16 protein-coding genes and 1 riboswitch are annotated in these 22194 nt (G+C 36.0%); of the genes, 1 reads left to right on the top strand and 15 read right to left on the bottom strand.

The window, feature by feature from the left end; genetic code table 11:
* Positions 1-135 precede the first annotated feature (135 nt).
* From BM305_RS07490 to BM305_RS07480, 3 genes are all read right to left on the bottom strand, one after another.
* Complete coding sequence (locus tag BM305_RS07490; RefSeq protein ID WP_092560078.1) at positions 136-1026, bottom strand: hypothetical protein; 891 nt, start codon at positions 1024-1026, stop codon at positions 136-138.
* A gap of 225 nt (positions 1027-1251) precedes the next feature.
* Positions 1252-2205 carry an SPFH domain-containing protein gene (locus BM305_RS07485; protein ID WP_092560077.1) on the bottom strand — a complete coding sequence of 318 codons (954 nt, stop codon included), beginning with the start codon at positions 2203-2205 and terminating at the stop codon, positions 1252-1254.
* A complete protein-coding gene (locus BM305_RS07480; RefSeq protein WP_092560076.1) occupies positions 2202-2489 on the bottom strand; it encodes a hypothetical protein in 288 nt (95 codons plus the stop codon). The genes BM305_RS07485 and BM305_RS07480 overlap by 4 nt, the downstream gene beginning before the upstream one ends.
* A 423-nt stretch (positions 2490-2912) precedes the next feature.
* Between BM305_RS07480 and BM305_RS07475 the strand changes: the two genes are divergently transcribed.
* Positions 2913-3689 carry an SDR family NAD(P)-dependent oxidoreductase gene (locus tag BM305_RS07475; protein ID WP_092560075.1) on the top strand — a complete coding sequence of 259 codons (777 nt, stop codon included), beginning with the start codon at positions 2913-2915 and terminating at the stop codon, positions 3687-3689.
* Between the two features lie 176 nt (positions 3690-3865).
* Here BM305_RS07475 and uvrA read toward each other — a convergent pair whose 3' ends face one another.
* The 12 genes from uvrA to BM305_RS07420 form a co-directional block, all read right to left on the bottom strand.
* Positions 3866-6733, bottom strand: a complete 2868-nt coding sequence (gene uvrA / locus BM305_RS07470) for an excinuclease ABC subunit UvrA (RefSeq protein WP_092560074.1) — start codon at positions 6731-6733, stop codon at positions 3866-3868.
* A gap of 2 nt (positions 6734-6735) precedes the next feature.
* On the bottom strand, positions 6736-8754 hold the full coding sequence (locus BM305_RS07465) for a C45 family autoproteolytic acyltransferase/hydolase (RefSeq protein ID WP_092560073.1): 2019 nt from the start codon (positions 8752-8754) through the stop codon (positions 6736-6738).
* Complete coding sequence (locus tag BM305_RS07460; protein WP_272481954.1) at positions 8754-9035, bottom strand: condensation domain-containing protein; 282 nt, start codon at positions 9033-9035, stop codon at positions 8754-8756. Before BM305_RS07460 ends, BM305_RS07465 begins: the two co-directional genes overlap by 1 nt.
* 595 nt (positions 9036-9630) lie before the next feature.
* Positions 9631-12252: a pyruvate, phosphate dikinase gene (gene ppdK, locus BM305_RS07455; RefSeq protein ID WP_092560071.1), complete on the bottom strand. Its 2622-nt coding sequence runs from the start codon at positions 12250-12252 to the stop codon at positions 9631-9633.
* Between the two features lie 346 nt (positions 12253-12598).
* Entirely contained in the window at positions 12599-13987 is a 1389-nt protein-coding gene (locus BM305_RS07450; protein WP_092560070.1) for a glycine--tRNA ligase, read from the bottom strand.
* 24 nt (positions 13988-14011) lie between these two features.
* On the bottom strand, positions 14012-14605 hold the full coding sequence (locus tag BM305_RS07445) for a hypothetical protein (protein ID WP_092560069.1): 594 nt from the start codon (positions 14603-14605) through the stop codon (positions 14012-14014).
* A gap of 129 nt (positions 14606-14734) precedes the next feature.
* Positions 14735-15475, bottom strand: a complete 741-nt coding sequence (recO, locus tag BM305_RS07440) for a DNA repair protein RecO (RefSeq protein WP_092560276.1) — start codon at positions 15473-15475, stop codon at positions 14735-14737.
* On the bottom strand, positions 15462-15605 hold the full coding sequence (locus BM305_RS18965; protein ID WP_177214609.1) for a hypothetical protein: 144 nt from the start codon (positions 15603-15605) through the stop codon (positions 15462-15464). The genes recO and BM305_RS18965 overlap by 14 nt, the downstream gene beginning before the upstream one ends.
* Positions 15606-15675: 70 nt before the next feature.
* A complete protein-coding gene (gene era, locus BM305_RS07435; protein ID WP_092560068.1) occupies positions 15676-16581 on the bottom strand; it encodes a GTPase Era in 906 nt (301 codons plus the stop codon).
* Positions 16582-16595: 14 nt separating this feature from the next.
* Positions 16596-19559: an insulinase family protein gene (locus BM305_RS07430; RefSeq protein ID WP_092560067.1), complete on the bottom strand. Its 2964-nt coding sequence runs from the start codon at positions 19557-19559 to the stop codon at positions 16596-16598.
* A gap of 372 nt (positions 19560-19931) precedes the next feature.
* A complete protein-coding gene (gene purH / locus BM305_RS07425) occupies positions 19932-21503 on the bottom strand; it encodes a bifunctional phosphoribosylaminoimidazolecarboxamide formyltransferase/IMP cyclohydrolase (protein ID WP_092560066.1) in 1572 nt (523 codons plus the stop codon).
* Positions 21504-21592: 89 nt separating this feature from the next.
* Positions 21593-21675, bottom strand: a riboswitch (ZMP/ZTP riboswitch).
* Between the two features lie 60 nt (positions 21676-21735).
* Positions 21736-22182: an immunity protein YezG family protein gene (locus BM305_RS07420; RefSeq protein WP_092560065.1), complete on the bottom strand. Its 447-nt coding sequence runs from the start codon at positions 22180-22182 to the stop codon at positions 21736-21738.
* Between the last annotated feature and the right edge of the window lie 12 nt (positions 22183-22194).

Raw genomic sequence — 22194 nt, 5'->3', positions numbered from 1 at the left:
TCGTAGGCGCTGCTCCTTTCCAAATAATGCTTTTGCATTATTATTATACTATTAAATGACAAATTGTCAATACAATTTACAATAATACCACTTTTCCGCTATAAAAATTCTGTAATTTTCCATCCAAACCTTTTCTTATTTTACAATCTTAAACTTATAATCTGTATTATAGGTACGTACATATACCGCACTTCCTTTTTTAACAATATAAGATATGGCAGACTTCACTTTCGTTTTCTTTAATACCTTTCCGTTACTTATATTGAGTTGATACAAATAATCTGGTTCAGCGGTAAATCCATAGCCGCATAAAATTACATTATTCACAATAACAAAATTATATGAGTTGCAGACTAATGCCTTAGTTCTCCACAAAATACTTCTATCCGATAAATCAATTGCAGTTATATAAGCATTTTTATTCATAGAGCTTTTCGCGTAGGTACTATGACTATGAGAAACATATAAAATATTATTTTTTATAGCTGCCCAGTTGATTTTCTGCTGTACATAATCATAATCTCCTTTTATATAGTCTGGAGCATATCTGTATTCTGAAAAATCCAAAGAATACATAATTTCTAACGTTTTTGCATCGTACACATTTAAAACATAACCTTCAATAAAGTTTGAGCCATAAGTGCAATAAATATAGGAAGAATCGTAAAATGCAGCTGTGATCATTAAATCATTCCAATAGGTATCTATACCATCTGGAACATTGCCCAATGTATCTGCATAAGGATTTGGTACTTCATATGTATTCATAGTGAGTTTATTCTTTGTAAACCACTCCTCATCATCCGTTATATTATTTGCCTTACTAGATTTTACTTTTAGATTTAAAGCACTGGTCTTTTTCGTAACCGCTTTCCCTGACAAATAGTACCGAAATGGAGGCTTATCCATTGCAACTGTTTTATTTCCTTCACTATAAGCCTCTATCACTCCCATGTCTTGATACTTTGAACCCATAATCGTTAACATACATAAAATTGTTAAAAAAATTAGTACTCTCTTTTTCATTATAATCCTCCTATTCAAATAAGTTCACAGTTTCTTCACCATTTCACCATTTTCTCTTCATACTTTCCCTGTATGATATACCTATGAAGTCGATGAGGTGAACAGCCAACGCACACTGGATTGTCTCCTCTTATATAAAGACAGAACCCCTTTTTAATTTTTTATTTTCATTTTTTTAAAAACTCCCCTTATTAAGACTGGCCGTAAGGCCAGTCTATTTACATATTACTTGTTATCCTTTGCGTCCACAATCGTTGTGCCTGCACCATCAACGGTTACCCAGCCATTTGCCAATCTCGCTTCTGCCAATTTCATGTCAATCAGTTCCTGGGTAATACTTGCAGAAAGAAGTTTATTTGATTTTGCATCTGCTTCTGCTGCCAGAATTTTTGCATCTGCTTCAGCCTGTGCCTTAGACAAAATCACCTTATTATTGTTTTTCTGTGTTACAATCTTTTGTTCAGATGAAAATTTATCGTTAATTGCCTGCTGAATCGTTTCATCCTCATAAGTAAGGCCCTCTTTCATTCCCAAGTTGTTAATCGTAATACCTCGCTCAGAAAAATAGCTTGTAACGTCATCTCTCACATAATTCATAATTATTTCTTTGTTTTGCAAAATTTCATTTAAAGTATATTTTGCACACTGTTCTACAAAGTCACTCTCTACTCTTGCCCTGATTTCTGTATCCATAATGTCTGACAGAGTTTTGTTATTGTAGCGATACAAAAATTTTGTTGCATTTTTTTCATCAATTTGAGCGGTACAGTTCATTCCCACACTGAATCCAATGGATTCCTTTGACTCTGCGTAAATAGCCTGATTCACAGCTGATGTTCCTTTATCTTTTTCTGATGTCCACTCTCTTGTTTCTGGTTTTCTCTCCACAATAATAATAGTTTCTGTAGGCATATATTCACCACTGGATGGCATTCTCCCTTTTTTAACCCACTCATGTGGTATCCTGACTCTTTTTGTTGCAACTTTTGTTTTTTCCAGCAATTCCTCTGATTCAAAAACAGCCTGATCGGAAGTGTCTCCAACAAGTGGAATCAGAAATGCTGTCTGGGACGCTGTAATCTCAACAAACTCCGGCTTGTCGTAAGGTTTGCAGGAAGCCATACTGCCTGCCATAACTACTAAAGTTGCTACAAATAATAAAATTTTAACTCTTTTCATGCTTTATCTCCTTTACCCTTCAAAGCTTCTATACATCTTTTTGCTAAATCTACTATATTTTTGAAAAACAGTAGAAGAAACAATAAAACATATCCATATCCTAAGTAATTTTTTATGTAACCATAAGCTTTCAGTTTTGCATATTCATCCGCTCCTCCATTCAACTGCTTTAATGCCAGTTCATTGTAGTAGGTGGTTTCATAAGACTGAAATACCGCAGACACTACAATACAGACTGCTGCAAAAATAATAACTTTCAGAATGACTACTTTTATCTCCTTCATTTTTTCCTCCTTTGTAATCAAAATATATATCTATTTTATAACATCGTAATCGCTGTGTCTATTTTTTATGCTTAATTTTTTAGTATTATGTTACAGTTACATATTAAGTGTTCTGCAACACCAGCCATTAACTATAAAAAAATGACAGAACCTATTTAAAGTCTGTCATTTTGCTACCTCCACTATCAAACAATTTATTGCACTTTTTCACATTATTCAATTATGTTGTCTGATTAAATTTTTATAAAAAATGTATTTATATTAGTTTATATTTTTAACAAAACCCAAGAAATAAGGCAAATTAAAATGTCACAACGAGTGAGCACCCAATTAATGTTCCTTTGGTCTTATTATTGACATTTTGTTTATAATAATGTAATAATGTTCTATGTACATATTTTTACATAATAAGGGAGGTATACAATGAACAATTTATTTGATTTAAGTGGAAAAGTTGCTGTTGTTACTGGTGCAGGCTCTGGTCTTGGGGCAGATGCTGCCATTGCTTATGCAAAAGCTGGTGCTGATGTTGGATTGCTTGATTTACAACAAGAAAATATAGATCGGGTAAAAAAAGAAATTGAAGCACTAGGGTGCAAGGCGATAACGGCATGTTGTGATGTGACGGATGAACAGCTCGTGAAATCTGCTATTGAACTGGTGCTAGATACCTTGGGTCATATCGATATTCTACTAAATAATGCAGGTATCGCTGTGAGGGGTGGTGTTGATTCAATGACCGCCGAAGATTGGGACAAGGCATTTGATACAAATGTAAAAAGCATGTTCCTTACTTCTAAATATGTAATTCCTCATATGAAAGAGCGTTGTTATGGAAAAATTGTTAATGTTGCTTCTGTTAATGCCGTAGTGGCGGATAAGAATGATTTGTTCATTCGCCATTCTTACAATTCTTCCAAAGCAGCTGTACTAGGTTTGACAAAAGGAATGGCTTGCTCCTACGCACAATACGGTATCACCGTAAATGCCGTTGGTCCAGCACTATTTGAAACCGAAATGACCGCCAATACGCTTTTTAAATCTGAAGAATTTTTGAAAGCATATAACGCTGCCTCTCCAGCTGGACGACCAGCCAAAAAGGGAGAACTCAATGGAACAATTATTTATCTGTCCAGCGACGCTTCTAGTTATGTGCAAGGTCAGTTTATTATTGTAGATGGCGGTGGATCGTTAGTTTAAGTATACATAGCACCAGTTGCTGCCGCTTTCTCTAAACAGCAACTGGTGCTATGTATGACCATTTAAACAATTGATTTTATTGATATATTCTGTTAAATTTAATTTTGTATAATTCATAAGGGCTTGTTCATCCTCTTGAGACTTATAGTTTTCTCATAACTTACTTGACACTATCATTACTTTTCCTCTAGTTTCTTCTTCATATATGCTCCAGTATATGAACCTGAATGTTTCATTACTTCTTTTGGAGTTCCGTACGCAACTAATCTGCCACCTTCCATTCCACCTTCAGGGCCTAAATCAATCATATAATCGGACTCCATGATAAATTCAGTATTATGTTCAATAACGAGCACTGTATTCCCTAAATATACAATACGCTGTATACATTGAAGCAGCTTATCTATATCTGCAAAATGAAGTCCAGTCGTTGGTTCATCTAATATATAAAGATTATCTTGGTGTTCCGTTACGTTACTTAACTCATAGGCAATCTTGAGTCTTTGTGATTCTCCTCCTGACAGTGAAGATGAAGATTGTCCCAGCTTTAGATAATCAAGTCCCATATCACTCATATATTGCAGTTTCTTCATGATATCTTTCTGTTCACTGAAAAACTGTATTGCTTCTGCTACTGACATATCCAGTACTTCTGAAATATCTTTTCCCCTGTACTGAATCTCAAGTGTCTCACGATTGTATCTTGCTCCATTACAAACCTTGCATGTAGATTCCACACTTGGCATAAAATGCATATTTGTCGTAATTATTCCTTCACCCTGACACTCTTCACATCTTCCGCCTTTTTGATTAAAGCTAAACCGCGAAGCTGTATATTTTCTATCTATTGCTTCCTGTTCTGCGGCAAAAAGTTTTCGTATCGCATCAAAGATACCTAAATAGGTGGCAGGAATTGATCTTGAATTCTTGCCAATCTGGGTCTGGTCAATATAAACCACCCGCTTTATATATTCAAGACCAAGAATTGCGTCGTGGTTTCCATAACGAATACGATGGTCTTCCAATTCCGCAAAGATTCTTTTATACAAAATTTCATTAATTAATGTACTTTTTCCTGACCCTGAAACTCCAGTAATACAGACAAAACAATTTAAAGGAATGGCAACATCTATATTTTTTAGATTATTTTCTTTTGCTCCTTTTATCACTATCTGCCTTTCAATATCATGCTTCCTTCTTTGTAGATTCTTTGCACCTTGTCCGGAATTCAAATATTTTCCTATAATTGAATTTTTATTTTTCTTTATTTGATCAATTGTCCCTTTTGCTATAATCTGTCCTCCATTTGCTCCAGAATTAGGACCCATTTCAATCACATAGTCAGCATTGCAGATTGTCTCCATATCATGTTCCACGACAATTACCGTATTACCACTGTCACGAAGCTTCTTCATCATCCGGATTAGATTCTCATTGTCACGCGGGTGCAGCCCAATACTCGGTTCATCCAACACATATGTAAGGCCCCTAAGTCCAGAACCTATATGAGAAGTAAGCTTTACCCTTTGTAATTCTCCACCTGACAGGGTGTCTGACTTTCTATCCAGGCAGATATAACCTAATCCCGCTTCTTGCAACAGATGTAACCGTTTTATAATTTCATTTACTATTTGTATGTCAGACAAATCTTTTAGTGCTAACTTTTCCAGAAAAACAAGCAATTCCTTAACGGACATTTTGCTTACTTCATCAATATTTCTTTCGCCTACTTTAAAATACAATCGTTGCTTTTTTAATTTTGAACCATGACAGTTTATACAAATTTGCTCCTCCATTATATTTTTATAATGCAGCTCTGCATCATGGGTCATAATCCCTTTTTTCTTATACTCTTTATATGATTCTTCAATCGTATTCACAAGACCCGTAAACGGATATAATGTATTATGATTTTTACCTTCCATACGTTTGGCATAGATACTTTTTTTCGTAGCATTCTCAATTTCAATCAATGGAATTCCTTCATCGCCCGTACCGTAATATATAATATGCTTGACTTCATCTGATAATTGGCTAAATGGTGTATCCAGACTAAAACCATAATATTTTGCAACACTGGACATTAACATACTTCGAAATGAATTTTTATCATACCGGAATGCATCTTTCACAAAAGAACCTTTCATAATACTAAGATTCTCATCTTGTATTATTGCCTTAGGTGTAGCCACTAAATCCATTCCTAACCCCATACATTTTGGACAGGCATTATCGGGATTATTGTAGGTAAATGCATTGGGTGACTGCTTCTGCATGATTATATGATGTTTATGACATCCGGTTTCTTCCCGTTTTGACAGCTCTGTACATTCTATCATTGTATAACAAAGCATGCCTTCACCCAAGCGCAGGCTATGATTAACCACTCTCTCAATTGATTTTGCATTTTCCCTTTTTATCAGTATCTGATCAACAACAGCTTCTACGCTGATAATTTTCATTTGTTCCAATGTTTTACTATCTTCAATTTCTAGAAGCTCCCCATTCACTCTCAGTTTTCGAAATCCACTTTCATAAAGCTTTTCTATGGTATCTTCATAATTCTGCTCCTCCTGTCTAAATACTGGGATAGAAATTTCTATCACAGTTCCTTCTCCGTAGGAAAAGAAATATTCTACCATTTGAGAGGCTGTTTTTAATTCTATTGTTTCACCACAATATGGGCAGATTCCATCACCTTCATTCGCATACAAAACCCTGACATAATCCATTATTTCCGTCATTGTGCCTACTGTTGAACGTGGATTTTTTACAGCCATCTTCTGACGCACTGCAAGGACAGGTGTAAGTCCTTCAACGGAGTCTACATCGGGTTTTCTGATAAAAGATGTAAAGCGTCTCATGCCTGTTGAATATGCATCCATCAGTCGTCTTTGACCTTCTCCATAGAGTACTTGAAATGCTAGCGATGATTTACCAGATCCGCTCACACCGGCTATCACAACCAACTGATTGATTGGAATTTCAACATTTATATTTTTTAGGTTATTTTCCCTTGCTCCACGTACTATAATTGTCTCCAATTCTACTCACCCCTTTCATTTTGGAACTTTCCTGTTGAATAAAAATACGCGAGTTGTTCAAACTCTTCCTTTCCCTTATAAGTCAGCTTACTGGTGATGGTTCCCTGTAGGATTATCTCTTTCTGTGCTAGCCACTCAAGCGTTTTATATAAAGATTCTGATAAACCATACTTCTTACCAAGTACATCATCTATATCTGAAACTCCTTGGAATTCATACTTTTTCCCTAAATAATTTAAAACAGGTTCAAAAATAATATCTGCCTTTGCTTCCAGATAAGCCTCAATTTCATCTAATGTATGATATATAATCTTTTCATTCACCTGCCCATATATGAGGTCTGTATAAATCGAGTGAAAAAACTCAGGATTCTCATGAAATGCTTTCATAAGAACTGGATTTTGAAGTGCTTCATTATGCAGGTTCACTTCAATTTCTGCCAGGTCCTGAATCATGTTAATTAATAGAAGGTAGGTTCCAGAAAAATCACGAAACCTGTATAGACTTATTTTTGCCTGCTGTATCAGTTTCACCGCCCTTACTGCGCTTCTAAACATAATAATTTTCTTACCATATTCTTTGGGTTCAAATGTTTTCTTAAAGAACTCACCTAGTGTTTCATCCTTTGTATAAACTAAAACACCTGGATAGCCTGTACTATAACTACGTACGAGTAATGCATCCTCGTTTTTCAAATCTTCCCGAGTCATAGCATGTATCCTTACAATAATCCCCGCAAGCTGAGTGCAATAATAACTCCTGTATTTGCCTAATGAAGAGACAATTACTGTCACATCCATTCCCTCATCTATCCACACTTCATCTAACTGATATCCGTGTACCAATACAACTCCAAGTATATCCTTTTCTTTGGACAATTTCTGAATCACGGTCTCCAATATCTCAGAACTTGGAACTGACCAGAATTCAGAAGGACTTATCTCATTGATGAGTTGAATTATATAATCCTTATTTTTCGTTTTTCTTTGAAAATCAAACTCAACCCAATTTCCATACTTGGGAGCTCCAAAGCATACTAATAACTTTTTTTTCATTGGCTTAAATATAACGGACCAAATTGTTCCAAATCCTTCGACATAATGTTCCGTGCACACCCCTTCTGGCACCGGTTTAGAGAGAAGGGATTTTATATCCTCAATGTCAAAATCAGAACTATTGTTTTGAAGTACCCTATCCATCGTTTCATATCTCTTTTGGGAATGCCATACAATACTAGTGCTATACTGATTCATCTCTGGTAACGAAAAATGATTGGCCGCTACCAAGTACCTCTGTTTTGATTTTGGTTCCATCATGCGATATGCCTTCTCATTGCCAGCAACTTCAACTAGTGCTGCTTTTCCCGTACTATCTGCAATAATATAGCTTCGCCCCTCCCCAATGGGCATCTCCATAAGAATATTTACTGCATCCTCTACATTTCTGGCATGTTCCAGTATCGCCCTAACCGCTATAATAAAAACAAAACCGCTTAATTCTGTGCTATATGATATTGGAACTCCCGACGTTGTCACACTTACACCATATTCATTCATACCATCGAAACGACCAAATAAAAATGAAGCGAATCCGAAATGACTTGCCATTCCCTTTATCTTAGTGGTAAGAAAAAGTGGCTCCACATCCCAGCCATAATCATAATTTCTAGCTAAATACAGTTCTTCTGTATCCTTTGGCATAACTGCAAAATGACTGCAATGTAATTCTTCTTTCCCTAAATATGAATAATATAGAAGAATATCTTGAGGTTTTTTATGTATCTGTTCTGCAAATCCTTGTATTTCCTCGTTCATACCTGGACAGTATTGATCAATGAGCTTACTTATTTTAGCTACTTCCTCTTGCGTATTCTTTGCACTTCCATAAAATGGTGTTGAACATAGTTTTAAGTAATCATCCCTGCCTTGATATAATGCGGCCAACTGGGTACCTACCTCATATGAACTTCCTTCTAATACTGCATGTTTAAATAGAACTTCTTTCCTAATTCGTTCATCCATTAATCACAACTCCCTCCGACGCATACGTCCTGTGCTAGAAATGTTACAGGCTGAATCAAATTATTTTTCCCTGTCCCCTTCTGTCCAGCGATGTACCGTGCCCATCTCTGATAAGACGTTCCTTGAATCACTGCTTTCTGATTGTGTTCCAACGTGTTAACAAGGAAATCTATGATAATATTCCAAGAGACACCATCTATGACTAAGTGATGTGCAGCCATAAATAGATAACTCTCTCCTGGTGCACTATAAAATAAATCCCTATAATTCTGTTTTTCTATTCAACGCTTACTAACTCATTTTGGCTTGTCCTTGAGCAAATTTACTTTTCTAAATCTTATAAGCTGATATCTCAAAAAATACTAGGATTCCTGCAATGCAAACTCCGCAAAATTAAACTCTAGTTTCGCTATCACTTAAACAAAACCACTGCTAATTCATTTTTCTAAAAATTGTTCATATATGTAACTTTAATTCAATATTATGTATTCTTTTTAATATTATATGATACATATTTTTTTGTCAATATACTTTACCCTGAATTATTCATGAGGACGCAATGCTCATCGAATAATCCAATTTTTGATTTTTAAACCGTTAAGCAACTTGTTAAGTGAAAGCTGAAAGTATCAAGAAAAGCTGTAACTATGAAGAAACAACCGCTGAGAAATGAATTATCATGAATCATTCAGGTTTACTTATGTAAATTTTGTATATGCTTGATTTATTATGATACCAAGCACCATAATGCTGAATTTGATTGTATCGTCCTGTTAAAAGTTTTACCCCGACTCTTGACAAAAAGAAAAAAATACCCCATCGTACTGCTAGCAATACAATGGGGTACATATCAATTAATTAGATATAAAAATTATACTACTTATTATTCAATGCTGCCTGAGCTGCTGCTAATCTTGCGATTGGCACGCGGAATGGTGAACAAGATACATAGTTCAAACCAACCTTGTGGCAGAATTCAACAGAAGAAGGATCTCCGCCGTGCTCTCCACAGATACCTAATTTAAGTTCTGGACGAACAGATCTACCTTTTTCAGCAGCCATCTGAACAAGTTGTCCAACACCATTTTGATCTAGTCTTGCAAATGGATCTGACTCATAGATTTTTGCTTTGTAGTAAGCATCTAAGAACTTACCAGCATCATCACGTGAGAAACCAAATGTCATCTGAGTTAAATCGTTTGTACCAAATGAGAAGAATTCTGCTTCTTCAGCAACTTCGTTAGCAAGTAATGCTGCACGAGGAATTTCGATCATGGTACCAATATGATATTCAATGTCAGAACCTTTTTCAGCCTTAACAGCTTCTGCTGTTTCCACTACGACATCTTTAACGAATTTTAACTCTTTCTTCTCACCAACTAATGGAATCATGATTTCAGGAATGATATCATATCCTTTTTCAGCCTTCACTTCAATTGCTGCTTCCATAACCGCTCTTGTCTGCATTTTAGCGATTTCTGGATAAGTAACAGCAAGACGGCATCCTCTGTGACCCATCATTGGGTTGAATTCATGTAAGCTGTCGCAAACATCTTTTACTTCTTGTACAGTAAGTCCCATATCTTTTGCAAGATCTGCAATATCTTCTTCCTTAGTAGGAACAAATTCATGTAGAGGTGGATCTAAATAACGAACTGTCATTGGTCTTCCCTCTAATGCTTCGTACATAGCCTTAAAGTCTGCTTTCTGGAATGCAAGTAATTCACTTAAAGCTGCTTCTCTTCCTTCTACTGTTTCAGAAAGAATCATTTTACGAATCTTAGGAATTCTATCTTCTTCAAAGAACATATGCTCTGTACGGCAAAGACCGATACCTTCTGCACCAAGCTTAACTGCATTAGCAGCATCCGCTGGAGTATCTGCATTTGTTCTAACCTTTAATGTTCTGAACTGATCAGCCCATTCCATAATTCTTCCGAAGTTTCCACTTACAGAAGCTTCTACTGTTTTAATATCACCAAGATAAATTTTACCAGTTGAACCATCTAAGGAAATATAATCTCCTTCAACAATTTTCTCTCCACCAAGTTCAAAAACCTTAGCTTCTTCATCGATTTTAATTTCACCACAACCTGAAACACAAGCAGTACCCATACCACGAGCAACTACAGCAGCGTGAGAAGTCATACCACCACGAACAGTTAAGATACCTTCAGCTGCATGCATACCTTCGATATCCTCTGGTGAAGTCTCAAGACGAACTAAAATAACTCTTTCTCCCTTTTCATGTGCAGCCTTAGCTTCATCAGCAGTAAAATATACTTTACCTGCTGCTGCTCCAGGAGATGCTGGAAGTGCAGAACCAATTACTTTACCAGCTTTTAATGCAGCTACATCAAATGTTGGGTGTAATAACTGATCCAGAGATTTTGCTTCAATTCTTATAACAGCTTCTTCAGGAGTAATTTTTCCTTCATCTACTAAATCACAAGCGATTTGTAAAGCAGCTGGAGCTGTTCTCTTACCGTTACGAGTCTGTAAGAAGAATAATTTCCCTTCCTGAATTGTAAATTCCATATCCTGCATATCACGATAGTGATTTTCAAGCTTATTAGCGATTTCCATGAATTGTTCATAACATTCTGGCATATCTTCCTGTAATTTTGTAATTGGCTGTGGAGTTCTGATACCAGCAACAACGTCTTCACCCTGTGCATTGATCAAGTACTCACCATAAATGCCGTTTTCACCTGTAGATGGGTTACGTGTAAATGCAACACCTGTTCCAGAAGTATTACCCATATTACCAAATACCATTGCTTGAACGTTTACAGCTGTACCCCAGTCACCTGGAATATCATTCATTCTTCTGTAAACAATGGCACGAGGGTTGTCCCATGAACGGAATACTGCTTTTACAGCTTCCATCAACTGAACTTTTGGATCCTGTGGGAAATCATCTCCCATTTTTTCTTTATAAATTGCTTTGTATTTTGCAATTACTTCCTTTAAATCGTCAGCAGTTAAGTCAGTATCAAATTTAGCACCTTTTTCTTCTTTGATTTCATCTAAAATTCCTTCAAAGAAAGTTTTACTCATTTCCATAACTACGTCAGAGAACATTTGAATAAATCTTCTATATGAATCATATGCGAATCTTGGATTTCCGGTTTTCTTAGCAAAGCCTTCTACCGCAACATCATTTAATCCTAAGTTAAGAATTGTATCCATCATACCAGGCATAGAAGCTCTGGCACCAGAACGTACTGAAACTAATAATGGATCTTCTGTATCACCAAATTTTTTCCCTTGAATTTCTTCTAATTTTGTAAGTGCATCAAAAATCTGTCCTTGAATTTCATCTGTAATTTTCTTTCCGCTAGTATAATAATCTGTACAAGCCTCAGTTGTTACAGTAAAACCTTGTGGAATTGGTAATCCTAAATTAGTCATTTCTGCTAAGTTAGCGCCCTTTCCTCCTAAAAGGTTTTTCATGTCAGCATTACCTTCTTTAAACAAATATACCCATTTTGTCATTGTGATAATTCCTCCTAAATTATATTGTACATACTAAAGTTTACCTATCAGGTACATACCATACTTTGTTAAACATTAGTCACTGCTCGTATTATAACACACTACTTGAACGCATAAAAGTATTTTTTGTTAAAATTATCTGAAATCTAATAGTAATACCACTTGACAGCGGTTGTTTATTGCTCATTTTCACATAAATAACGACATTATTATGAAAAACTGGTAAGTAATACTGTTAAAAAATAGACTTATTTCTTATGACCCCTTTATATAATTACAGCTAAAAGGATAGAGCACCTTCTGGTACTCTATCCTTTCTTTTATTCTTACTATTTATCTGTACTAATTAGAATTCCAATTTCTTCTCAAAATATGCTTTTAACTCTTCGATCTTGATTCTTTCCTGTTCCATGGAATCTCTCTCACGAACTGTTACGCAACCATCTGTTTCAGACTCAAAATCATAGGTAATGCAAAATGGTGTACCGATTTCATCTTGTCTTCTATATCGTTTACCAATGTTACCTCTGTCATCGTATTCACAGTTATAGTATTTTGATAATTCTGAATAAATTTTTTCAGCACCCTCAGCTAATTTCTTTGACAAAGGAAGTACTCCGATTTTCACTGGGGCAAGTGCTGGATGAAAGCGAAGCACCGTTCTCATATCTCCGCCTTCTAGTTCTTCTTCATCATAAGCACCACATAAAAATGCCAGTGTAACACGATCAGCACCAAGAGAAGGTTCAATAACATATGGAACATATTTTACTTTCTTTTCATCATCAAAATATGACAAGTCTTCTTTTGATACATTCTGGTGCTGGGTCAAGTCATAATCTGTACGATCGGCAATTCCCCAAAGCTCACCCCAACCAAATGGGAATAAAAATTCAATATCTGTCGTTGCTTTACTATAGAAAGAAAGTTCTGCTTGGTCATGATCACGTATACGCATTTCCTCCTCTTTCATTCCTAAAGTCTTCAGCCAGTTAATACAGAATTCTTTCCAATAAGCAAACCATTCCAAATCGGTATCTGGTTCACAGAAAAATTCTAACTCCATCTGCTCAAACTCTCTTGTACGGAATGTAAAATTACCTGGTGTAATTTCATTACGAAAAGATTTACCAACCTGCCCAATTCCAAAAGGAATTTTCTTTCTGGATGTTCTTTGTACGTTTTTAAAGTTTACAAAAATACCCTGTGCAGTTTCTGGTCTTAAGTACACGACATTCTTAGCATCCTCTGTAACTCCCTGAAAAGTTTTAAACATAAGATTAAATTGACGAATGTCCGTAAAGTTATGTTTTCCACAGCTTGGACAAACAATCTGGTTCTCTTCAATATAGTTAGCCATCTCTTCATTAGACCAAGCATCAACAGAACCTTCCACTGCAATTCCCTTTTCTGCCATATAGTCCTCAATCACTTTATCTGCACGAAATCTTTCATGACATTCCTTACAATCCATCAATGGATCAGAAAAGCTTCCTAAATGGCCAGAAGCAATCCATGTCTGTGGATTCATAAGAATCGCACAATCAACACCTACGTTATAAGGGTTTTCCTGAATAAATTTTTTCCACCATGCCTTTTTGACATTATTTTTAAGCTCTACTCCAAGATTTCCATAATCCCATGTATTTGCAAGACCACCATAAATCTCTGAACCTGGATATATAAATCCTCTCGCCTTTGCCAATGCAACAATTTTTTCCATTGTCTTTTCCATTTTATTATCAACCTTTCAACTCATTTATTTATAAATAATTACTGCTGGTTCTTCTCCTGTGGTTTGTACAGAGTCAGCACGCAACAGCATTGCATTCGAGTAAAATTTAATTGCTTCTGGAACAATTACTTCTGTTGCTTCCTCTACATAAAGAACCTTATATGATGTATCCGCGGTTACCTCTTTTAGCAGCGCTTCACTTCCATCAACCGCATTTACAAACTTCTCTGGAAAAATATCTGCATCAACTGCCTCCTCCATTGTATAAGAAACAGTTTCAACTTCATTTAATTGTTTATAGTGCTCTAAGCTGTCATAAGTTAAAATCATGCTTGCTTTCTGATCGTTTACTTCGCAATCCTCAAGCTTTATTACCTTTTCACCAGTCTTATCATTATATTCACTGACTGCATCATCAATAAAATCCTTTAACTCACTTTCACTATAATATTCCTTTTCAAAATTCTCCACAGAAGAAGACTGCACTGTACCGTCACTTCGAATCAGAATTGTACTGGTTTTTACATCATCCATATCTAGTGACTTCATCTTACTTTTACAACCCGCCAGCATACAAGTGCATAGGCATAATCCTACTGTTAATGCAATTTTTTTCATAGCTGCTCCTTCACTTTTCTTCCCGAATCACTTCATGATCCTTTCTATTTTAACCTTTATCTATAATATTTTCAATCCCATTTTCAAATATTCCATATATGAAATCCAATTTTTATTTTTTTACATCGTCTAAAAAACTTCCAGCATTTTTATTGCCTGAAATTTACGTTCTACATAAACAGATAAATAGTTCTCGGTAACTAGTTTTAGCTGCTCTAACACTTCATCAGACACACGAAAAGAAAACAACTTCTCAATAGGAGTTGCCACAATAAATTGTATTGTATATATCGTAGCAGGACTTAATAGCAGGTTATTTTTCGTTCCACATTGTTTGCACATAAGACCGCCTTTCCTGCTGTCAAATAAATAAGGACACTCTGTACTAACTGGGCATCCGCATTCCATGCATTCAAAAACCTGTGGACCTTCTCCATTTACCGTCATAATTTTCAACTCAAATATGTACCGGATTAATACCTTTGGTATTGTATTTTTGCATAAGCCCCGCAGGGACTGGTACAATAATTTCAAACTATCACCTGCCTCCAGATTCTCCCTGGCATAATAATCAGCAAACTCACAAAAATACATACCATAAGTAACAGCCTCTAGGTCTTCCCGCAAGGCTGTAAAATAGTTTTGTATTTCTGCTGAAATAATATTATATGAAGTTTTTCCCTGGTACAAAAAGAATTTTCCAAAAGAAAATGGCTGGCAGACTGCCAGAAGAGGGCTATTCGGCTTTCTTGCACCTTTGGCAAATGCCGAAATTTTCCCTCTTTCCCTGGTTAAAATAACAATTCTTTTATCATAATCACCAACTGGCAGGGCAGAAAGCACCATGCCAGTTAATTCATTCTGGTTCATCATATACAGAACCTTCTTCCATTTCTATTTCTTGACATAAACTATCCTCGGATGTACATGCATAATTTAAGTAATCATGTATTGCTCCCGATTTCTCAAATAATGACCAAAGCTCTTTATCACTCATCATCTTAGACCCCCTGAATAATAATTTTCTTCTCTATTAGGGTTGCCATTTTTGAAAAATCTATTCTATTACATTATAACTCTCTTGCATTATATCCATAATTTTTCATCATCATTTCACTGTCTCGCCAGTCTTTTTTCACTTTAACCCATATTTGAAGATTCACCTTTTGATCCAACAGATTCTCTATTTCTCTCCGGGCAGCAGTTCCAATACTTTTTAACATAGCACCGCCTTTGCCAATAATAATTCCTTTATGAGAATTCCTCTCACATATAATGGTAGCATCTATATCCATTATATTTCCATTCTTTCTTTCTTTCATGGAATCTATTGATACCGCTATTCCATGAGGAATTTCATCACTTAAAAGACGTAATGCTTTTTCACGAATTAGTTCTGAAACAATTTGCCGCTCAGGCTGGTCGGTAATGGTGTCTTCCTCAAAAAACTGTGGTCCCTCTTCCAGATACTTAAAAACAGCATCCATCAATGCCTGCTTATTCTCACCATTGATTGCAGAAACAGGTACAATCTCAGCAAACTGGCACACATCCTTATAGGTTTCCATTACAGGTAAAATCTCTTCCTTTTTAATAGTATCCATTTTATTAATTACTAAGATTACAGGTGTATGCACTTTTTTTAGGGTTTCCGCAATATGCGACTCGCCTGCTCCAATAAACTTTGTCGGCTCTACCAGCCACAGTATCACGTCTACTTCATTCAGAGTTCTTTCTGCCACCATAACCATGTATTCACCTAACCTGTTTTTTGCCTTATGAATCCCTGGAGTATCCAGAAAAACAACCTGCCCCCTTTCCTCCGAATAAACCGTCTGAATACGGTTTCTTGTGGTTTGCGGTTTATTAGAGGTAATAGCAATTTTTTGTCCAATAATCTGATTCATCAAAGTTGATTTTCCCACATTCGGCCTTCCTATTAAAGTTACAAAGCCTGACTTATACATTTTCTTCATCTATACTCCATCCTCTACAAATTCTGTGTGCTTCCAAATAGTTCGCTGCATGCTTCAATTTTTGATTCATTTCCCACTACACATATATTACCTTTTTCTAAAACAACCTTTATTCTGTCTGCAAGTTTTCGGATATCTTCTGCATTGGCTTGAATCACCGAATTTCTTTCTTCTTGCAGCTGTTCCTCCGTTATCTCACTCATATAGCAGCTATATGCACGAGTTCCTTTTGCCGAAGGATTTAATGGAGTATCCATCATGCTGATAGTCCCTAAAACATACTTTGTCATATCTCTGTCCTCTATTTGAAATGATTTGACAAATTCGTAAACACTATCATATACCGCCAGTGTTTCTGATAAATTGGGATCTCGGTATGACACAAAATAACAGTTGGTATTTCTCATAAAGCTGCACATGCTTCCATATGCTCCACCTTTTACCCTAATGTTTACCCATAAATATTCATAACTTAAAATGGTTTTCAGCACCTTCAGCGCACTGTCGTACTGCATGTTTTCACAAGCATAATTTCCTGCCTTTGCCACATATTGAACCTGACCGGCTGTCTTAATCCCTTCATTGACTACAGCAAAGTCCTCAATGACAGGTTTCTTTTCTGCACTGCCTGACTCTTTGTCAAATATTTTACCAGCCTGCTCCTCTATCGATTTCACAAAATTTTCAGCTGTTTTTTGAAAAACTTCCAGTCCAGATTCATCTGCTGTTATTCCAAAAATCATATTCTCCTTGGCAAAAATAGAGTTCACAAGCCCCTTCAGTACAGTCCTGAGATTTTCAATCCGTTCTTCCATATTTTCTTCCAGATCTTTTAAGAAATGATAAAAATCCAGTCCTACAAGCTTATCCGTAAACCTGGCACTCTTTGAGGTATAGGCAAGAGCCCTTCCTGCTGCCAGGGAATGTCCATTTCCATTCATACGAATCCGCATTTTTGATTTTACTTCTGAAACAATTTCCTTTATTCTCTTATCGTCATCCAGAATAGAGTCAAACAATATTTCTTTTACCAGTTCAAATGCAGATTCCATTTCCCCATATAAAGTTTTCACTCTTATTTCAAAATATGGTTTAAATTCATCTGGACTGTTTTTGTCATAGCTTTCTACATCTACAACAATTCCACCTGTATGAATATTAATTTCATTTGACAGTTCCTGATAGTTATAACGTTTGGTACTTACTTTTCCTAAAATAAAACCAAGAAGCCCAAGATACTCTGCATATCCCACATAATCATCAATGGAAAAGCCGATTCTTAAATACCCGATTCCATTGGTAGTATAGTTATGATGAAGGACTGGTACATCTAATATAGTATACTTTTCATTTAATATCGGCTGTATCTGTTTTCCAATGTCTTCTCTGCTCAAAAGCGGAATTTTTTCCAGTTCCTCTTGTGTAGAAGGTGTCTCTTGAAAAATTCTTAAAAGGCGGTTTTCCTCTTTAATCTGTTCCAGCGCCTCTTCAGAAAGGGAAGCCTTAAATCTGGCAAGCCTGTCTGCTGTCTTTGCCTCCATTTCAGCAGTCATGCCAACCTTTGGTTTTACAATCACTAAGGATGTATACGTATTATTTATAACATATTTTTCAATCAGCTTTTCAAAATACCCCTCTTTTACCTGCTGTTTCAAAAATTCAAAAGTTTCTCCTGCATCCAGATGAATAAATGGCTTGCTGTCATCATAAAGCCAGCTGTCCAGTATTTGAATACCATACATAAGCCCTTTCGGATAAGAACCGTAATCGCCTTCCCGATACTTAAATTCAAAATTATTAATTGCTGCAAGAATTGCTTTTTCACTAATTCCCTTTTCAACAATCTGCTTGCAGGTATCCTTTATAACTTTTACAAAAGAATCCTTCTGATCTTCATTTGCTTCCTTTGCAATAATTGCAAGATAAGGCTGTAAAATATCATTTTCGTAGTTGCTTAAAATATCCTTTCCAATTCCTGCATCAATCAGTGCCTGCTTGAGTGGTGCCCCTGGCGCAGTAATCAGCGCATATTCTAATACCTGAAATGCCAGGTATAACTTACTGTCAAGATTGTCTCCCACCACAATATTGTAGCTTAAATATGTCCCTGCCTGGTTCTGTTCCATCTCTGAAATGGAGTAATAATCCACCACTTCTCTTGTTTCCGTAAAGGCTTCATGCTGTTTAATTCCAGAATCAACTGGTGCTGCTGTAAAATTCCCCAGATACTTTTCATCCATCCAGGTTAACTTTTCCTCAATGTCTAAGTCACCATACAAATAAATGTAGCTATTAGATGGATGATAATACTTTTTATGAAAAGCCAAAAAGTCATTATAGGTTAAATCTACAATATACTCTGGATCTCCTCCTGACTCCGTTCCATAAGTAGTATCTGGAAATAAGGACTGCTGAATCAGCCGATACAACTGCTGTTCTGGAGAAGAAAAAACACCTTTCATTTCATTATATACAACTCCATTATACTTTAATGCCCCAGTCTCTTGGTCATATTCATAATTCCAGCCTTCCTGCTGAAAAATTTGCTTTTTAGAATAAATATTAGGATAAAATACAGCGTCCATATATACATGAATTAAATTTTGATAATCTTTATCATTACAGCTTGCTATGGGATAAATTGTTTTGTCCGAAAAAGTCATAGCATTTAAAAATGTATTTAATGACCCTTTTGCTAATTCTACAAAGGGATCTTTGGATGGAAATTCATTTGATCCACAAAGCACCGTATGCTCTACAATATGTGCCACGCCTGTAGAATCCTCTGGCGGGGTCCGAAATCCAATTGAAAACACCTTATTCTCATCATCATTGCTTAATATTACAATTCTGGCTCCTGTTTTCTTATGCTTTAGTACAAGTCCTAAGCTTTTTAGGTCCTCAATATATTGCTCTGTTACCAGTTCATAGGCTGGAAGTGCATTTAATTCACTACTATTTTTTATTGTCTTGCTCATGAATTTGTCCTTTCCTTTTAAAATCTATATACGTTCATTGTTCTCAATATCGTCTACATTATACCATAGTTTCCTCTTATTGTCATGTAGAGGTTCTATTACATAAAAAGTGTGGGTTCCACACACTCTCGCGATTTTAATCAACTATAATGAACACACACTTTGCCGCAACCTGTGGGTGTGGCTGTCCTTTAGCCACAATATTCCTTACCCACACGTGTGCATCATCCTGCACCCTGTTTTTTAGGGTGCTTTTTTATGCGATAGGAAATGCGTAGCAATTTCCTATCGCATAAAAAAGTCCCTGCAGCTGCACAATAGAGAACAACTGCAAGGACTTCCTGCGCGGCTTATGGCACCGTCTTTATTTTATTAATGTTTAAAGTGTCTCATACCTGTAAACACCATTGCAATTCCATATTCATTACATTTTTTTATAGAATCCTCATCACGAATAGAACCACCTGGCTGAATAATTGCTGTCACACCTGCCTGATGTGCAGCCTCTACAGAATCGTCAAATGGAAAATAAGCATCCGATGCCAGTACACTCCCTTTTTTTGCCTCTTCATCAATAAGCTCATCTGCATGTTCAAAACACTGCTTCGTTGCCCAGACACGATTCACCTGACCTGGTCCAATTCCTACTGACTGCTTATCTTTAGCAATGGCAATTCCATTTGATTTAACAAACTTAACTATTTTCCATGCAAATAGCATGTCGTCCATTTCTTTTTCTGTAGGCTTACGCTCCGTCACAACCTTTAACTCTTCTTGGTTCAAAAGCTTACTGTCAATTGTTTGCACAATCAGTCCGCCATTTACCTTCTTAATGTCATAAGCATTTTCATTTTGTGGAACCCCAATGTCTTTTAATTCCAAAATTCTTAAATTCTTCTTAGTCTGTAATAATTCCAAAGCTTCCTTTTCATAAGAAGGTGCAACTAACACTTCTAAAAATACTGGCTTTATTTCTTCTGCAACCTCTAATGTAATTTCACGGTTTGCTACTACAATACCGCCATAGATAGATACCTTATCTGCGGAAAACGCCTTATTCCAAGCTTCTAATAAATTCTCAGCACTGCCTACACCACATGGATTTCCATGTTTACATGCAACTACTGTCGTTTCTGTAAATTCCTTCAAAAGCTCTAACGCGCCATTGGTGTCATTAATATTATTAAAAGACAATTCTTTTCCATTTAACTGAACTGCATCTGTAATGGAACCTTGCTTTTTCCCAATTTCACGATAGAACGCTGCTTTTTGGTGTGGATTTTCACCATATCTCATGTCCTGAACCTTTTCAAAGGTCATAGTAAGTGTTTCTGGAAAATCAAAATCCTGTCTTTGTTTTTTCAGGTAATCTGCAATCATTGTGTCATAATTAGATGTATGCATAAATACTTTCTGCATCAAATAAAATTTAGTATCCAGCGTAACTTCCAATGTTCCCTTTGCTTCGTTGCTCTCTTTTAATTCCTTCACTACCGCTTCATAATCAGTAGGATCTACTACCACAGCAACATCCTGGTAATTTTTTGCTGCCGAACGGAGCATAGTAGGACCACCAATATCAATATTCTCTACTGCCTCTTCTCGTGTCACACCATCTTTCAATATAGTAGCCTTAAATGGATACAAATTAACCACAACAATATCAATAGTCTCAATATTTAATTCTTCTAATTGCTTCATATGATCAGGCTTGCTTCTCATGGCAAGTAAACCAGCATGTACAATTGGATGAAGTGTTTTTACTCGTCCATCCAGACACTCTGGAAATCCTGTTAATTCAGAAATTTCAATTGCAGGCAGCCCTGCTTCCTTTAATTTACTATAAGTACCACCAGTTGAAATAATTTCAATTCCCAAGTCAATTAATTCTTTTGCAAATTCTACAATACCTGTTTTGTCAGAAACACTAACTAATGCTCTCATCTTAAATCTCCTTTTCTTCTAACCCTGCAATTTCCTATTACATAAAAAACCGCCTGGTACCATCTTCTTCCTTTTCCTAAAGAAGAACCAAACGGTGCCCAGGCGGCCGACTTTGTTCACTTCTATGCTCCCTGTAGTTTACCTACTAATTCCGCCAGTCGCATAGACATCTGCTCTTAGTGTACAACACTTTTTTTCAGATTTCAACCTTAAAAATAGTTTTTTCCGTATCTTAATCAAAATCTTCCCACTCCCATAATAAAACCCTTTCCAAATTACTTTCTTCATCATCCTTGGCATATTTAAATTCCATTTTATAATTCCATTTTGAGTCTAACAAAAAAACATACTTAGTAAATGGTTTTTCCTCTTCTTCTATAAACTCTTCTCTCATGGAACTGTTTAAATCCAGCAAATCTTCCATAATACTTTGATACTCCTCTTCACTTACTCCAAATTCCTTTGGAATACTATAGCATTCATATATTTTACTATCGTAAGTACTATAAAAGTAAAAACTGACGGATGCCTTCTCTTCTATTTCAGCATATACGGCAAGCTGGCTCCACTCTACTGGTATAATAGAATCTACTTTTTCTGCTATGTCTTTATAAAATTTGCTTAGTCTGCTTTCTTTCACCATAACACCCTCCGTACTACTGTTATCAATTGTTTCCATAAACTGAATAAT

It is taken from the genome of Anaeromicropila populeti, from assembly GCF_900112775.1.
Lineage (GTDB): Bacteria > Bacillota > Clostridia > Lachnospirales > Lachnospiraceae > Anaeromicropila_A > Anaeromicropila_A populeti.
This window is presented reverse-complemented; position numbering and strand designations above follow the sequence as displayed.

Coding starts and splice junctions, on each gene's coding strand:
- BM305_RS07490 (WP_092560078.1), bottom strand. CDS start 1,026: ATGAAAAAGAGAGTACTAATTTTTTTAACAATTTTATGTATGTTAACG.
- BM305_RS07485 (WP_092560077.1), bottom strand. CDS start 2,205: ATGAAAAGAGTTAAAATTTTATTATTTGTAGCAACTTTAGTAGTTATG.
- BM305_RS07480 (WP_092560076.1), bottom strand. CDS start 2,489: ATGAAGGAGATAAAAGTAGTCATTCTGAAAGTTATTATTTTTGCAGCA.
- BM305_RS07475 (WP_092560075.1), top strand. CDS start 2,913: ATGAACAATTTATTTGATTTAAGTGGAAAAGTTGCTGTTGTTACTGGT.
- BM305_RS07465 (WP_092560073.1), bottom strand. CDS start 8,754: ATGGATGAACGAATTAGGAAAGAAGTTCTATTTAAACATGCAGTATTA.
- ppdK (WP_092560071.1), bottom strand. CDS start 12,252: ATGACAAAATGGGTATATTTGTTTAAAGAAGGTAATGCTGACATGAAA.
- BM305_RS07450 (WP_092560070.1), bottom strand. CDS start 13,987: ATGGAAAAGACAATGGAAAAAATTGTTGCATTGGCAAAGGCGAGAGGA.
- BM305_RS07445 (WP_092560069.1), bottom strand. CDS start 14,605: ATGAAAAAAATTGCATTAACAGTAGGATTATGCCTATGCACTTGTATG.
- recO (WP_092560276.1), bottom strand. CDS start 15,475: ATGAACCAGAATGAATTAACTGGCATGGTGCTTTCTGCCCTGCCAGTT.
- BM305_RS18965 (WP_177214609.1), bottom strand. CDS start 15,605: ATGATGAGTGATAAAGAGCTTTGGTCATTATTTGAGAAATCGGGAGCA.
- era (WP_092560068.1), bottom strand. CDS start 16,581: ATGAAGAAAATGTATAAGTCAGGCTTTGTAACTTTAATAGGAAGGCCG.
- BM305_RS07430 (WP_092560067.1), bottom strand. CDS start 19,559: ATGAGCAAGACAATAAAAAATAGTAGTGAATTAAATGCACTTCCAGCC.
- purH (WP_092560066.1), bottom strand. CDS start 21,503: ATGAGAGCATTAGTTAGTGTTTCTGACAAAACAGGTATTGTAGAATTT.
- BM305_RS07420 (WP_092560065.1), bottom strand. CDS start 22,182: ATGGAAACAATTGATAACAGTAGTACGGAGGGTGTTATGGTGAAAGAA.